The organism is Clostridium sp. OF09-36, assembly GCF_003481985.1.
In the GTDB taxonomy this organism is placed as follows: domain Bacteria; phylum Bacillota; class Clostridia; order Lachnospirales; family Lachnospiraceae; genus Brotaphodocola.
In genome coordinates, this window is the sequence record NZ_QUMD01000013.1 from 1 (window position 1) to 14,507 (window position 14,507).

The window sequence follows — 14,507 nt, forward strand, 5'->3', positions numbered from 1 at the left end:
TTCAAGGTTCGAATCCTTGTAGCCCAGTTCAAAAACTTCATATTCGATTTATTATTGGGCTATCGCCAAATGGTAAGGCAACGGACTCTGACTCCGTCATTTCAAGGTTCGAATCCTTGTAGCCCAGCTAAGAAAAAGCTTCCGGTTTTCGGAAGCTTTTTTGCATAACAGGAAATTTTTCACCAATACAATAAAACATTCTGCGAGATGCGTATACATGATAAAAAAAGTTATAGCAATTCTTTTGGAAAAACAGTTGTGAATCCACGAGGAATGTGAGATAATAAGGGACGATTTCCATTTTACGGACTTTTTACAGAATGAATGAGCTATGAAAAGACAGTAGAAGGGTTATGACCAGAAGGAGGACTACCATGTATTCATTTGACAGCCGGGTGCGCTACAGCGAAGTAGATGAGGACCGGAAGCTTTCTTTGACCGGGGTGATCAATTATCTGCAGGACTGTTCGACGTTTCAGTCGGAGGATTTAAACCAGGGAATCGATTACCTGACAAAGAAGCACCGTGCATGGCTGTTATCTTCCTGGCAGATCATTGTGGACCGTTATCCGAAGCTTGGGGAGCAGATCGTGGTGAGTACCTGGCCATATGATTTTAAGGGCATTTACGGGTACCGTAATTTTACGATCCAGGACCCGGAGGGCAATTATCTGGTGCGGGCCAATTCTAACTGGTTTTTCTTTGACACGGAATCCGGCTGTCCGGTACGTGTCGGGGAGGAAGATGTGGCGGCTTACGGCATTGGGCAGGAAGAAAAGCTTCCGATGGACTATGCACCACGCAGGATCCCGGTTCCGGCCGAATATGAGGAATGTCCGGTCATTGCGGTGGCGGCGCATCACATCGATACCAACCACCATGTGAATAATGCCCAGTATGTGGAAATCGCACGCGAGGTATTGCCGGCAGGAATTGGCATCCGGGAACTTAGGGTGGAGTACAAAAAGGCGGCAGTCCTTGGCGACCAGATCATCCCACGCGTCAGCGTGGAGGCAGGGTGCTATACCATAGCCCTGTGTGATACAGAAGGAAAGCCTTATGCCATTGTGTGGCTGCGAAGTTACTGTTCAGAGTAGGAATTTTCTGCACTGAAAATTCCGTACAATACAGTTGTGGCAGCAGATTTTGCCGATTTGGAATGCGAAGCATCGGCAAAATCACGATGCTGGGCACGCTTGCGTGAACAGCATGGCTGCGGGCTGGTAAGCGGTCGTGAAGGAACGACCAGAAAGAGAGAACCAAATGATTGAATTAGGAAAGATACAGCCCCTTGTAGTTCAGAGAGAAAAAGAATTCGGAGTGTATCTTGGTGAGAGCCAGACCGATAAGAATTCGGTGCTCCTGCCGAAAAAACAGGTGCCGGAAGGCACGAAGGTGGGCGACAGCCTGGAAGTGTTTGTTTATAAGGATTCCCAGGACCGCCTTATTGCAACGACCAACCGTCCGAAATTACAGGTTGGCGAGACTGCAGTCCTGACCGTAAAGGATGTAGCTAAGATCGGCGCATTCCTCGACATGGGACTGGAGAAAGACCTGCTGCTTCCGTTTAAGGAGCAGAACCACAAGGTGCGTCAGGGCGAAAACTGTCTGGTTGCACTTTATGTGGACAAGAGCCAGAGACTGGCAGCAACCATGAACGTGTATTCCTACATGAGCGCAGAGTCTCCGTACAAGAAGGATGACAAGGTGCAGGGAACCATCTACGAGATCAACGAGAATCTCGGTGCGTTTGTGGCAGTCGATAACCGCTATTACGGACTCATCCCGAAGAAGGAGCTCTACGGAGACTTCCATCTGGGCGATGTTATCGAGGCGCGTGTTGTGAAGGTGCGCGATGACGGCAAGCTGGATCTAAGCCCGCGTCAGAAGGCTTACATGCAGATGGATGAGGATGCCGAGCTGGTATTAAAGGTCATCGATGAGTTTGATGGGGTTCTGCCGTTCAATGACAAGGCGAGACCGGAAACCATCATGCGGGAATTTAAGCTGAGCAAGAATGCATTTAAGCGTGCAGTCGGCAAATTACTGAAAGAAAATAAGATCCGTATTACGGAGAAAACCATAGAGAGAATATAGGAGGATAGTTTTGGACACGATAGAATACTATAATAAGTATGCGTCGCGAATTTTTGAGGATACGGTAGACCGTGACATGGAGTCGCAGCGGGAGGAGTTTTTAGAAGAGCTCCGTGAGATCGACGGCGACACCATCTTAGATCTCGGGTGCGGCTCCGGCCGCGACAGCCTGGCATTTTATGAGCAGGGCTTCGATGTAACTCCACTGGATGCTTCCGAGGAAATGTGCAAGCTTGCAGAGATCCACACAGGCCTGGAGGTGCTGTGCATGGACTATGCGAATATGGAGTTTGACGATGCGTTTGACGGCATCTGGGGCAACGAAGCACTGATCCATGTGCCGGAGGAGGAGCTGCCTGCTATCCTGGAAAAACTGACCGAGGCACTGTGCCAGAACGGAATCTTATTCCTTTCCTTTCAGGAAGGGGACTTTGAAGGACAGAGAAGTGGCCGGTACTTCTGCGAATACACAAAAGAAGAGCTGGAGCGCATCTTAACAGAAACGGGACGTCTGGAAATCTTAAAGCTCTGGTCGACGAAGGACGAGGACCGGGAAGAAGGAGCGAAGCTTCTGAACGTACTTGCAAAGAAAATATCCTGATGTATGGGATATTTTTTAGAAAGATTTTATTGAATATAGACAATAAAACTTTAAAAAAGGCAGGCAGGTATTGGATACTTGCTTGCTTTTTTCTGCAAAGTGCATTAAAATATACGATAAGGGTCCTTTCAAGTTTGTGCGATTTTACAAAACGGGGCGGTATTACGAAATAAGGATTAAGGAGTGAATATTATGATTTCAAACCAGATTCTTCAGACAACCATTGATGGCCTGAAGGGGATCACCAGGATTGACCTGTGTATCTGCGACACAGAGGGCAAGGTGCTGGCTTCCACATTTCCAGAGGCAGAAGAGTATGAAAATTCCATTCTTTCCTTTGTGGATTCACCGGCAGACAGCCAGGTGATCCAGGGTTACCAGTTCTTTAAGGTGTTTGACGAGCATCAGCTGGAATATATTCTGCTTGCAAAAGGAAGCAGTGACGATGTATACATGGTCGGAAAGCTGGCAGCGTTCCAGATCCAGAATCTTCTGGTCGCTTACAAAGAGCGTTTCGATAAGGATAATTTCATCAAGAACCTGCTTCTTGATAACCTGCTGTTAGTTGACATTTATAACCGTGCGAAAAAGCTACACATTGAGACCAATGTCCGCAGAGTCGTTTTCCTGATCGAGACCAAGCAGGAGAAGGATGTGAATGCGCTTGAGACGGTCCGCAGCCTGTTTGCGACCAAGACCAAGGACTTTATCACCGCGGTCGATGAAAAGAACATCATTTTAGTAAAAGAGGTAAAGCCGAACGAGGACTATGCAGATCTGGACAAGACCGCCAGTGTCATCCTCGATATGTTAAGCTCTGAGGCTATGACTAAGGTGCGTGTGGCTTACGGTACCGTGGTCAACGACATCAAGGAGGTTTCCCGTTCCTACAAGGAGGCGAAGATGGCCTTAGACGTAGGAAAAATCTTCTACAATGGCAAGAACGTGGTTGCATACGGAACTTTGGGAATCGGCCGCCTGATCTACCAGTTGCCGCTGCCGCTGTGCCGCATGTTCATCCGCGAGATCTTCGACGGCAAGTCCCCAGATGAGTTCGACGAGGAGACTCTGACTACCATCAATAAGTTCTTTGAGAACAGCTTAAACGTATCTGAGACATCCCGTCAGCTCTACATCCACAGAAACACACTGGTTTACCGTCTCGACAAGCTCCAGAAGAGCACCGGACTGGACCTCGGGTATTTGAGGATGCCATTACTTTCAAGATCGCGCTGATGGTTGTAAAGTATATGAAATACATGGAGAACCTGGATTATTAATCATGATAGAAATTCGTAATATAAGCAAAACCTACGAGAATGGAAGCAAGGCGTTAAAGGACGTTGACATCCGCATCCAGGACGGGGAGTTTGTCTTTATTATGGGACGGAGCGGATCAGGAAAATCAACCCTGATCCGCCTTCTGATGAAAGAGGCAGAACCTTCCTCCGGGCGCATTATCGTCAACGATATGGACCTTCAGAAAATGCCGCGCCGTTTTATACCGAAATACCGCCGCAAGCTTGGCGTTGTATTTCAGGATTTCCGCCTGTTAAAGGACAGGACAGTATTTGAAAATGTAGCATTTGCCCAGAGAGTGGTGGGTGCTTCTACCAGAAAGATCCGGGAAGACGTTCCGCAGATGTTAAAGCTGGTGGGACTTTCCGCAAAGTACAAAAGCTATCCGCAGCAGCTTTCCGGAGGAGAGCAGCAGCGTGTGGCCATTGCCCGCGCCCTGATCAACCGGCCGGAGGTACTTCTTGCAGACGAGCCGACCGGAAACTTAGATCATGAGAATGCGACAGAGATCATGAAGCTTCTCGAGCGGATCAATGCACTTGGAACTACGGTTGTGGTCGTAACACACAGTCAGGAAATTGTAGACCAGATGGGCAAACGGGTCATCACCCTGAACAAAGGACGTCTGGTGAGTGACGAAAGAAAGGGTGGATCAAACCGTGAAGATTAGTACATTCTGGTATTGCATGAAAGAGGGAATGAAGAATATATGCAGAAATATCTGGTTTTCGCTTGCTTCTGTGGCGACGATTTCTGCATGTATTTTTTTGTTTTGCCTGTTTTTTTCCATTATTGCCAACATCCAGTACATGGTGAAGCATGTGGAAAGTACCGTTGGTATTACGGTGCTGTTCAATGAAGATTTAACGGAAGAAGACATCCAGGGCCTTGGGGAAATCATCCACCAGCGGCCGGAGATCCGTGAGATGTATTATATTTCTGCGGAGGATGCCTGGAATTCCTTTAAGGAAGAATATTTTGCAGGTCACGAGGAACTGGCAGACGGCTTCGCGGAGGATAACCCGTTAGCAGGCTCTGCCTCCTACGAGATCTTTTTAAACGATATTTCCCAGCAGAATGAGCTGGTGGCTTACTTACAGAGCTTAGACGGTGTGCGTCAGGTCAACTATTCCAATACGGCCGTGGCAGGCTTTGCCGGGTTTAACCGCGTGATCGGGGTATTATCCTCCCTGATCATCGGCGTGCTGCTGGCGGTATCGTTATTCCTGATCAACAACACCATTTCCGTGGCAGCGGCATTCCGCAAGCAGGAGTGCCAGATCATGCGCCTGATCGGGGCAACCAACTTCATGATCCGCGCACCGTTCATTGTAGAAGGTGTGATGATCGGACTGGTCGGTGCACTGATCCCGTTAATCGGGAATTATTTCCTTTACACAAGGGGCATTGTGTATCTGTCTGAGCGGTTCCATGTGCTGTCTGACCTGTTCTATTTTATTCCGGTCGGGGAGATTTATCCGCTTATGATCGGGGCAGCCATGATCCTTGGTGTGGGAATCGGCTTTTTCGGAAGTTTTTTCACCATCCGTAAGTATATGAAGGTGTAAGCATGCATAAAAACAATAGAGATGTTACAGCTGCGGACAAACGCAGTCTGAAAAGAATACGAAAGCGCATTGCGGCTGCCCTGCTTGGCGCGGCCATGGCGGTGTCTTCCTTCCAGACAGCATACGCAACGAAACAGGATGTGGAGGCGGCGAAAAAGAAAGTCAGCTCCATCGAAGAGGAAAAGAAAAAGGTACAGGCGACCATCAAGAACCTGGAGGGCTTAAAGAACGACGCGGCAGCGTACGTTAAGGAGCTGGATGGAAACTTAACAAAGCTGGAGGGAGAGTTAGACGAGCTGTCCTCCCAGATCAGCACAAAGGAACAGGAGATCGCCGATACCGGCATTGCCTTAGAACAGTCTAAGGCAACCGAGAATAAGCAGTATGCCGATATGAGCTGCGCATCAAATACATGTATGAGCAGGGAAACACGAACTATATCGACATGCTGTTCCAGTCGGAGGATATGGTGCAGCTGATGAACCGGGCAGAGTACATCAACAAGATGTCAAGCTATGACCGGAAAAAGCTGGATGAGTATGCGGCAACCCGCCAGGCGATCGCCGATGAAGAACAGAAATTAAAGGACGATAAAGTAGCGCTTGTGGATATGCAGGAGAAGACCAAGGCCAAGCAGGAGTCGGTCAAGACGCTGCGTGCCCAGAAAAACAAGGAAATGCAGAGCTATGCCGGTCAGATCGATACCGCCCAGAGCCAGGTAGACCAGTACAATGCCGATCTGGTTGCGCAGGAAAACAAGATCAAGCAGATCGAGGCGGAGATCAAGCGCAAGGAAGAAGAAGAGCGCAAGAAAGCAGAGGCGGCCCGCAAGGCAGAAGAGGAAGCACGCAAAAAAGCAGAGGCTGAGGGCAAAAAGGTTTCCGCTACCGACAAAGCTGTATCGTATAATGTTGCCAGTCTTGGGAATATTAGCTTTAAGTGGCCATGTCCATCCAGCAGCAGGATTTCTTCTGGTTTCGGAAGCAGAACCTCTCCGACCAAGGGAGCGTCCAGCAACCACCAGGGCATCGATATCCCGGCATCAACCGGGGCAGCCATTGTGGCAGCGGCTTCCGGAACAGTGGTTGTATCGACCTACAGCTATTCTGCGGGAAATTACATCATGATCAGCCACGGAGGCGGTGTATATACGGTATACATGCATTGCTCCCAGCTGCTGGCCTCGGAAGGACAGACGGTAAAACAGGGCCAGACCATTGCAAAGGTAGGCTCCACCGGTTATTCCACAGGCTCCCATTTGCACTTTGGAATCCGGTCCGGCGGACGGTATGTAAATCCGCAGTCCTACGTGAGTCCGTAAAGGGAAACAGAATAAACGAGGTGACATCATTGGAGAAAGAAAATAAAGGAAAGTCAAAATTTTGGAAAGGCGTTTTAGCAGGTTCCCTTGTGACTGCACTCGCGGGCTTTGGTATTGTAGGCGTAGCTACCGGCATTTCCGTGATCGGGCGGACGGTGATCGAAAGCCAGGTTAAGGACACAGAAGCTTCTAAAACCGGAAGCGATGCGGTGCGCACCCAGGTGGATTTAAAGCAGGTCGATGCAAAAATTTCCGTATTGCAGCAGATCATAGACCGCTACTTCTTATTTGATGAAGATGCGGAGCAGATGGAGACCGGCATCTATAAAGGAATGCTGGCCGGACTGGATGATCCGTACACAGTATATTACACTCCGGACGAGTACAGCTCCTTAACCGAAGAAACCTCTGGTGTGTATTGCGGCATCGGTGTCCTGGTGAGCAAGAATGTCCAGACCGGGATTGTAACGGCACTCCGGGTATTCCCGGGTTCCCCGGCGGAAGAAGCCGGGATGCAGAAGGGCGATATCATTTATAAAGTAAAAGATATCTCTGCGACTGAGGAAGAGCTCGATATTCTGGTTCAGGAATACATCCGCGGTGAGGAAGGCTCTTATGTCGATGTGACGGTGCTGCGCGGAAACGAAGAAATCCCGCTTCATATCCAGAGACGCATGGTAGAGGTGGCAACCGTAGAGCACCAGATGCTGCCGGATAAGACCGGCTATGTCCTGGTGACCCAGTTTGACACCGTGACGGCCGAGCAGTTTATCGATGCCGTTTCAGATCTGGAACAACAGGGTATGGAACGCCTGGTCATTGATCTGCGTGACAACCCGGGCGGCGTGGTAACCTCCTGCGTGGAGATGGCCGCTTATGTTCTGCCGGAAAACCAGCACGATGGAACCATTCTTTCCACCGCGACCAAGACCGGTCAGGAAGAACGCTATTACAGCCAGGACGGAGAAACCCGTCACAATATCAGGGAACCGATACTGAAGACGGCGTATTCCCGAAGGCAGACGATCATGAGCTGAATGTTCCGATCGCCGTTCTCATCAACGGGCAGTCTGCCAGCGCGGCAGAGGTATTTGCCGGTGCGCTCCAGGACTACGGCGCAGCAACGCTGGTCGGAACTACTTCCTTCGGAAAAGGAATCGTACAGAGCCTGATCCCGTTAACAGACGGTTCTGCAGTCAAGATCACGACTGCCCACTACTATACTCCGGCCGGACATGACCTTCACAAAAAAGGCCTGACCCCGGATGTGGAAGTTGAGCAGCAGCTCGACGAAGACTCATCGGACAGTACGATGTCCCGCTAGACCGGGATAACCAGGTGCAGGCCGCGATCGAGGTATTGAAGTAACAATATCACACAGTAACGAACGAGGGCCGAAAGGTTTCGTCCCCGCCATTCGGCGGGGACGGAACCTTCCGGCCCATTTGTGTTTACTGTGCGATATTGTTTATCTTAAAATTCCTACTAAGCTTAGAAAATCCCTGCGTTTGATTTTTATTAAGTCTGTTTTTATAATAAAGGCATCACAAGAAATCGCGTGGTGAGATGATAAAAAAAGTCACATAGAACGAAACATAGAACAGGAAAAACACAGGAGTGAGTAAAAATGGCAAAAAAAAATGTTGGTAGTAAGTGCACATGGAGCTGACTGGTGCACACGGTCGGGTGGAACGATCTTGAAGTACGTGAAGAAGGGCTGGGAGGTAACGGTATTTGCTTACACCTTTGGCGAGCACGGAGAGTCCGGTGCTTACTGGAAAAATCACCCGGGCACCAATGTAGAGGAAGTAAAGGCCTGCAGAAAACAGGAAGCGCAGAATGCGGCGAAATTCCTTGGAGTTAAAGAGATATATTTCTTTGATTGCGGCGATTATCCGCTGGTGCTTTCCGCAGACCAGATCCGGGATCTTGGTCACCGGATCCTGAAACTCAGACCGGATGTGGTACTGACCCACTGGATCGATGATCCGTTCAACATGGACCATGAGATTGTAGGAAAGGCAGTGGTCCGTGCGATCAGCGCAGCAGGAATGCGCGGTGCACTTCCAGATACGGACCCGCATTTCATTCCAGATCTGTTCTTCTTTGAGACAACCATGCCGCATTCCGAATTTAATCATTTCCAGATGGACACTTATGTAGATATCGGAGATGTTTTTGAGCAGAAGATCGAGGCAGTTAAGCTGTTTGCAGCACAGCCGCAGCTGGTGGAATACTATACCCGCTGTGCTTTAAACCGCGGCGTACAGGCAAATGACTGGTCTAGAGGGAGAAGACCGATCAAATATGCAGAAGGATTTAAGCGTTATGTGCCGTATCTGGGAGACGAACTTCCATTAACGAAGCTGGATTGAGAGGGGAAAAACATGAGTGAGAAAAAACAGTATATTTACCGGGTAACGGAAAAAGATAATGTGGCAACTGCACTGGAGAATCTGGAACCAGGAATTGCCTGGATCAACGGGGCAGGAGATAAAAAGAGCGTGAACTGCCTGGAAACGGTAATGTCTGGACATAAGGTTGCATTACAGTTCATTGAAAAAGGAACACCGATCGTGAAATACGGAACGGTGATCGGGGAAGCCATTGCAGATATCCCGGAAGGAAGCTGGGTGCATCTTCAGAACATGAAGAGTTTGTATGATGCGCGTTCTTCAACCTTGGATATTCATACCGGGGCACCGAGCGATACCCAGTATATTTGATGCAGGTTTAATCGCAGACCGGTGAAAAAGAAAACCCGTGGCAGTGCAGACAGCATGGAGCTGCGGGAAATCATTCGGAATATCGAAGAAAAAGAGGAGAATGTCATGGAGAAGAAAGATTATCAGAGCGTTCGCTGGAACGGTTATGTGAGAAAAGATGGCCGTATGGGAATCCGTAATAAAGTACTTGTTGTTTATACCGTAGAGTGTGCATCCTTTGTTGCGAAGGAAATCGTGCGCAGAACAAACCGCAAGGATGTAGAGGTTGTCGGCTTTACCGGCTGCTGCGATAACCAGTATGCGGTGCGGATGCTTTTAGCACTGGTCCGTCACCCGAATGTAGGAGCCGTGCTTGGTGTAGGACTTGGATGCGAGTATACTCAGCCAAAGACATTGGCACAGAAGGCAAGAGAGGCAGGAAAGGAAGCAGACGGCTTCTATATTCAGGAGATGGGGGGAACAGAAAAATCCATTGAATACGGCATGAAGCGCGTTCAGGAATTTTTAAAGACACTGGAGAATACACCGACCGCACCGATGGGTTTTGCAGACTTGATCGTGGGCTGTGAGTGCGGCGGATCGGATTATACTTCCGGTCTGGCAGGAAATGCCACAGTAGGACGATTTTTTGACCGGTTGGTAGACTGGAACGGAACCGCAGTCTTTGAAGAAATCGTGGAAGCAGTTGGATTAAAGAAGATGCTTATGGACCGCGCAGCAACCGATGAGGTCCGCGAGAAGCTGGATACGACCTATGAGAAAGCGCTGGATCATTGCCGTTCCATTCACCAGTTTTCCATTTCCTCTGGAAACTTTGTGGGCGGTTTAAGCACGATCGAGGAAAAGAGCATGGGCGCGACCATCAAGAGCGGTACCAAACCGATCGTGGGCGTGACTAAGGTTTCCTGCAAGCCGGATAAAAAAGGCCTGTGGCTGTTAGACAGTACTCCGGATCCGTATTTCATGGGCTTTGGAAAAACCAACCCGAACGACAGTGAGGGACTTATGGACCTGATCTCGATCGGATGCCAGGTAGTATTTCTGGTTACCGGACGCGGAAGCGTAGTCGGAAGTGCAGTTTCCCCGCTGGTAAAGATCACCGGAAACACCGTGACCTATAACCGTATGTCAGATGATATGGACTTCTGTGCAGGAGATGCCATTTCCGGTGTTAAGAGCCTGGATGAATTATCCTTGGAGCTTGCAGACCTGGTACAGGCTGTCTGCGAAGGCAAGGAGACCAATGCTGAACGCCTTGGACACAAGGAATACTACATTCCATATAAATATCAAAACGTGGATGATGTGCCGCTGCCGTGCAGGGCATAAGCGGAACGTTTGGATGATTCTGCAATATCTGGAAAAATCCGTCCGGGAATGCAGATTGCGGTAACCATGGGAAGCCGCGGCATCCGCAATTCCGATATTATTGTAAAGTCAATTGTAGACTATGTGAAATCCTCCATGGAAACGGTTTACCTTGGAACTTGCCGGATTGAAGCACTTCCGGCAGAAGATATCCGCTAAAGAAAAAGGTTTAGTCCATGTCCTCTTCCTTCTTATGGTCGCACAGGTAAGGTGATTCGCTCCAGTAATCTTTCATCAGCTGGATCAGATAACGGCAAGGCTCATTCAAATAGATTTTTTTTGGATGACTTGCGACAAAGTCCCAGGACGGATGACCAGGAAGGGAAAAATAAACCAGACGCTTTGTCGGGCAGGCATAGGCACGTGGGATGATCGAACAGCATCCCATGACTTGTGCCATTTTAAAAATAGAATAGCTGCTTCGTGTTTCCATTACAATGGACGGATGAAAACCGGCCTCCTCCAGGCTGCGGTCGATCAGACTGCGCATGGTGGAGGTTTTTTGCATGAGAATAAACGGATCTTTCTTAAATTGTTTTGGCGAGATCTCAGGAAGAAGTTCTGGAAGTGCTTCCTCTGTGGTAAAGCGGGCACCCTGGGCGGCCAGCGGGTGGGAGGCAGGCACGATCAAAATCAGTTCCTCTTTGTAAATATGCGTATAGTTATTGCGTGTCAGTTGTTCGGTGGGAAGTGTTATAATTCCCATATCCAGTTCTCCGGTACCGATCATATGCTCCTGTTCGGAAACGGGCGCCTCGATCGGGGTAAGGTGGATATCCGGATATTTTTCATAAAAGTGCGGGTAAATACTGCAGAAAATGGACATGCCGCGGTCTGCCATAAGCCCGAGCCGGATGGAGCCGCGCTGAAGCTGGCTAAGATCGCTGATACGGTTGTAAACGTCCTTGCGGATATCCAGAATCCGGTTCACGCCGTCTAAGTAGATCTGCCCGGCTTCCGTGATCTGGAAATGGTTCCTGCCGCGGCAGAAAAGCTGGATCCCAAGCTCTTCCTCTAAGTGAATCAGCTGCTGGTTTAAGGCCGACTGTGTCAGATAGAGCTTTTTCGCCGCCTTGCTGATACTTTTTGTCTCTGCGATCATGCGGATATTTTCAAGCTGTCGTAAGTCCATAAGCATACGCTCCTATTCACGGATGTTGTCTTTTTTTTTGTTTTTCTGCTAGCTAAGGAGGATAGATTTTATCATATAGAAGGATTATACTGCAAAAAATTGTAAAATGAAAATAATATCTTCCTTACATGGAAAATATCAAAATGTTATGTTATACTAAAGAACAAATTGTTTGCGTACCGCGTAAACATTAACAGCAATCGCGTGAGGGGGTGCCATTTTATGATGCAGCGAATTTGTCCGGTGTGCGACCAGGTGATGAAACATACCCATTACTGCAGTGCATGCAGATCCTGGGTGAAGGACCCGGTGTATATGAATGTAACCTACTATCTGAATGAGCGCCATCCAGAACATGAAACGCACTGCAGCTATCACAACGAAGATCCGGATCCTGTGAAAAACGGGACCGGAAAGCAAAAGGCGGCATATAAACCAGCAAAGCCTGCAGTGAACACTCCGCGAACAACGGAAACTGCTGACAGGAAAATGACCGCGAAAAAAACGGATGCGAAAACCCAAAATCCGGTGAAAAAACTGGTTTTTCTGTATGTGTTCATTGTGGTTCTGTTCTGGATCATCAGTCTGGTGGGCGGTCTGGTGAACGCATTGATAGGGATTTTTTAAATTAGTATGAAGAGAGGATTTTATACCGATGAAGATCAGAGATATTCTTGCAAAAAACGAACCGACACTTTCTTTTGAGGTGTTCCCACCGAAGACGGAGGATAAATATGAGTCTGTAGAGGCAGCCGCTTCCGAGATTGCAAAGCTGAATCCGGCTTTCATGAGCGTTACTTACGGTGCCGGCGGCGGAACCAGCCAGTACACAGTTGACATTGCTGCTTCTTTAAAAGCAAAGGGTGTAACCCCGTTAGCGCATCTGACCTGTGTATCCTCTACCCGGGAGAAGGTGCATTCCGTTCTGGACCAGTTAAAGGCAGAGGGCATTGAAAATGTGCTGGCCCTGCGCGGCGATATCCCGAAGGACGGCAAGGTAGAGAAGGATTACCGCTATGCGTCTGAGCTGATCGCTGAGATCAAGGCATCCGGCGATTTCTGCATCGGCGCTGCCTGCTATCCGGAGGGGCATGTGGAATCTGTAAACAAGACCGAGGATATTCAGCATCTGAAGGAAAAGGTTGAGGCTGGCTGTGATTTCGTGACTACCCAGATGTTCTTTGACAATAATATTTTATACAATTACCTGTACCGGGTTCGTGAGAAGGGCATTACCGTTCCGGTGATCGCAGGCATCATGCCGGTGACCAATGTAGCCCAGATCAAGCGCATCTGTTCCATGTCCGGCACTTACCTTCCGGCACGCTTTAAGGCAATCGTAGACCGTTTCGGGGATAACCCTGCAGCCATGAAGCAGGCTGGTATTGCTTATGCGACGGAGCAGATCATCGACCTGATTGCAAACCATGTGAACGGCATTCACGTTTATTCCATGAATAAGCCGGATGTGGCTGCGCAGATCAAAAACAGCCTTTCTGAGATTATACGGTAGGGAAAATATGGATTTTTGTTCACTGGCAAGGGCTGAATGGCTTGCATGCGTGAACAGAGACCAGAAACTACGGAGAAATTTTATTCATGGGAAATACATTTCAGTGGAATGACCGGGAACTTTTGCGCTATCTGGGCTGCAAAAATGGCACTGTACCGGATGAAAATACGAAAGTCCTGATCGACCAGTGTAAGCAGGAACTGGAGCAGGCAGCTTCCCCGCGGGTAACCTGGAGGGAGTATCCGCTGTCCATTCAGGACCACGTGATCGATATGACCTGTTTTCAGACAAGGAGCAAAAGCCTGGAGCGGAATCTAAAGGATTGTGAGCAGATCCTGTTGTTTGCGGCAACGCTTGGCAGTCAGGTGGATGTATTGCTGCACCGCTATAACATGATCCAGATGAGTAAGGCGGTGGTCATGCAGGCGGCATCGGTTGCCATGCTGGAGACCTTCTGCGACGAAGAAAACCAGAAGCTGAAAGAAGCCTATCAGGAAAAAGGCTGGTATCTGCGCCCGAGATTCAGTCCGGGCTATGGGGATTTTCCGCTGGAATGCCAGCGGCAGATCGCACCGGCACTGGAACTTTCAAAAAGGATTGGTGTGACGCTGACGGACAGCCTTCTCATGGCACCGTCCAAATCGGTGACAGCGGTCATCGGACTGAGCCGTTTGCCGAGAAACTGTACGGTGCAGGGATGCGAGGTCTGCGCAAAGAGGGACTGTGCGTACCGCAGATAAAATTCGGACAATACAGGTGTACGAAGCGGCAAGAGTTGGTGTTTGGCGGCATTCGTTTGCCTTTTCATACAGTTTGAGACAAGGCAGATATACAAAGCCGCAACGGTCATTGTTTGCCTGACAATGCAAAAAATGAAAACAC

Annotated in this window: 17 protein-coding genes, 1 tRNA gene and 1 pseudogene; 18 read left to right on the forward strand and 1 reads right to left on the reverse strand. The window is 49.0% G+C overall.

All coding sequences use genetic code 11. The annotated features are described in order from the left end of the window. The first annotated feature begins 55 nt into the window (after window positions 1-55). From DXA97_RS11295 to DXA97_RS11355, 15 genes and pseudogenes are all read left to right on the forward strand, one after another. Window positions 56-127, forward strand: a tRNA-Gln gene (locus tag DXA97_RS11295). Between the two features lie 247 nt (window positions 128-374). Then, window positions 375-1,097, forward strand: a complete 723-nt coding sequence (locus tag DXA97_RS11300) for an acyl-ACP thioesterase domain-containing protein (RefSeq protein WP_118720142.1) — start codon at window positions 375-377, stop codon at window positions 1,095-1,097. Window positions 1,098-1,263: 166 nt separating this feature from the next. Further along, complete coding sequence (locus tag DXA97_RS11305; RefSeq protein WP_118544063.1) at window positions 1,264-2,097, forward strand: S1-like domain-containing RNA-binding protein; 834 nt, start codon at window positions 1,264-1,266, stop codon at window positions 2,095-2,097. 10 nt (window positions 2,098-2,107) lie between these two features. Next, entirely contained in the window at window positions 2,108-2,698 is a 591-nt protein-coding gene (locus tag DXA97_RS11310; protein WP_118720144.1) for a class I SAM-dependent methyltransferase, read from the forward strand. Between the two features lie 192 nt (window positions 2,699-2,890). Then, window positions 2,891-3,978 (forward strand): annotated as a pseudogene (locus DXA97_RS11315) (helix-turn-helix domain-containing protein). A gap of 2 nt (window positions 3,979-3,980) precedes the next feature. Further along, window positions 3,981-4,667, forward strand: coding sequence for a cell division ATP-binding protein FtsE (gene ftsE, locus DXA97_RS11320; RefSeq protein ID WP_118720146.1), 687 nt, complete (start codon window positions 3,981-3,983; stop codon window positions 4,665-4,667). Continuing rightward, complete coding sequence (ftsX, locus tag DXA97_RS11325; RefSeq protein WP_118720148.1) at window positions 4,657-5,565, forward strand: permease-like cell division protein FtsX; 909 nt, start codon at window positions 4,657-4,659, stop codon at window positions 5,563-5,565. Before ftsE ends, ftsX begins: the two co-directional genes overlap by 11 nt. Before the next feature lie 2 nt (window positions 5,566-5,567). Then, on the forward strand, window positions 5,568-6,044 hold the full coding sequence (locus DXA97_RS22180; RefSeq protein WP_347561566.1) for a hypothetical protein: 477 nt from the start codon (window positions 5,568-5,570) through the stop codon (window positions 6,042-6,044). After that, window positions 5,978-6,886: a peptidoglycan DD-metalloendopeptidase family protein gene (locus tag DXA97_RS11330; RefSeq protein ID WP_347561567.1), complete on the forward strand. Its 909-nt coding sequence runs from the start codon at window positions 5,978-5,980 to the stop codon at window positions 6,884-6,886. The genes DXA97_RS22180 and DXA97_RS11330 overlap by 67 nt, the downstream gene beginning before the upstream one ends. 89 nt (window positions 6,887-6,975) lie before the next feature. Then, a complete protein-coding gene (locus tag DXA97_RS22185; protein ID WP_347561568.1) occupies window positions 6,976-7,923 on the forward strand; it encodes a S41 family peptidase in 948 nt (315 codons plus the stop codon). A gap of 20 nt (window positions 7,924-7,943) precedes the next feature. Then, entirely contained in the window at window positions 7,944-8,210 is a 267-nt protein-coding gene (locus DXA97_RS22190; protein WP_347561583.1) for a S41 family peptidase, read from the forward strand. A gap of 316 nt (window positions 8,211-8,526) precedes the next feature. Next, the gene (locus DXA97_RS11340; protein ID WP_118720150.1) at window positions 8,527-9,261 is read left to right on the forward strand and encodes a PIG-L family deacetylase; all 735 of its coding nucleotides are present in this window, start codon (window positions 8,527-8,529) and stop codon (window positions 9,259-9,261) included. A 12-nt stretch (window positions 9,262-9,273) separates the two neighbouring features. Further along, window positions 9,274-9,612 (forward strand): UxaA family hydrolase, encoded by a 339-nt coding sequence (locus DXA97_RS11345; protein ID WP_118720152.1) that lies wholly within the window; start codon window positions 9,274-9,276, stop codon window positions 9,610-9,612. A gap of 21 nt (window positions 9,613-9,633) precedes the next feature. After that, complete coding sequence (locus tag DXA97_RS11350) at window positions 9,634-10,941, forward strand: UxaA family hydrolase (protein WP_347561569.1); 1,308 nt, start codon at window positions 9,634-9,636, stop codon at window positions 10,939-10,941. A 9-nt stretch (window positions 10,942-10,950) separates the two neighbouring features. Further along, window positions 10,951-11,139, forward strand: a complete 189-nt coding sequence (locus tag DXA97_RS11355) for a hypothetical protein (protein WP_118720154.1) — start codon at window positions 10,951-10,953, stop codon at window positions 11,137-11,139. A 10-nt stretch (window positions 11,140-11,149) separates the two neighbouring features. On the opposite strand, the gene DXA97_RS11360 is transcribed toward DXA97_RS11355, so the two are convergent. Then, window positions 11,150-12,112, reverse strand: a complete 963-nt coding sequence (locus DXA97_RS11360; RefSeq protein ID WP_182436868.1) for a LysR family transcriptional regulator — start codon at window positions 12,110-12,112, stop codon at window positions 11,150-11,152. 222 nt (window positions 12,113-12,334) lie between these two features. On the opposite strand from DXA97_RS11360, the gene DXA97_RS11365 reads away from it, so the two are divergent. From DXA97_RS11365 to DXA97_RS11375, 3 genes are all read left to right on the forward strand, one after another. Next, the gene (locus DXA97_RS11365) at window positions 12,335-12,739 is read left to right on the forward strand and encodes a hypothetical protein (protein WP_118720158.1); all 405 of its coding nucleotides are present in this window, start codon (window positions 12,335-12,337) and stop codon (window positions 12,737-12,739) included. 28 nt (window positions 12,740-12,767) lie between these two features. After that, window positions 12,768-13,625, forward strand: a complete 858-nt coding sequence (gene metF, locus DXA97_RS11370) for a methylenetetrahydrofolate reductase [NAD(P)H] (RefSeq protein WP_118720160.1) — start codon at window positions 12,768-12,770, stop codon at window positions 13,623-13,625. 86 nt (window positions 13,626-13,711) lie between these two features. Continuing rightward, entirely contained in the window at window positions 13,712-14,365 is a 654-nt protein-coding gene (locus tag DXA97_RS11375) for a vitamin B12 dependent-methionine synthase activation domain-containing protein (RefSeq protein ID WP_118720162.1), read from the forward strand. Window positions 14,366-14,507 lie beyond the last annotated feature (142 nt).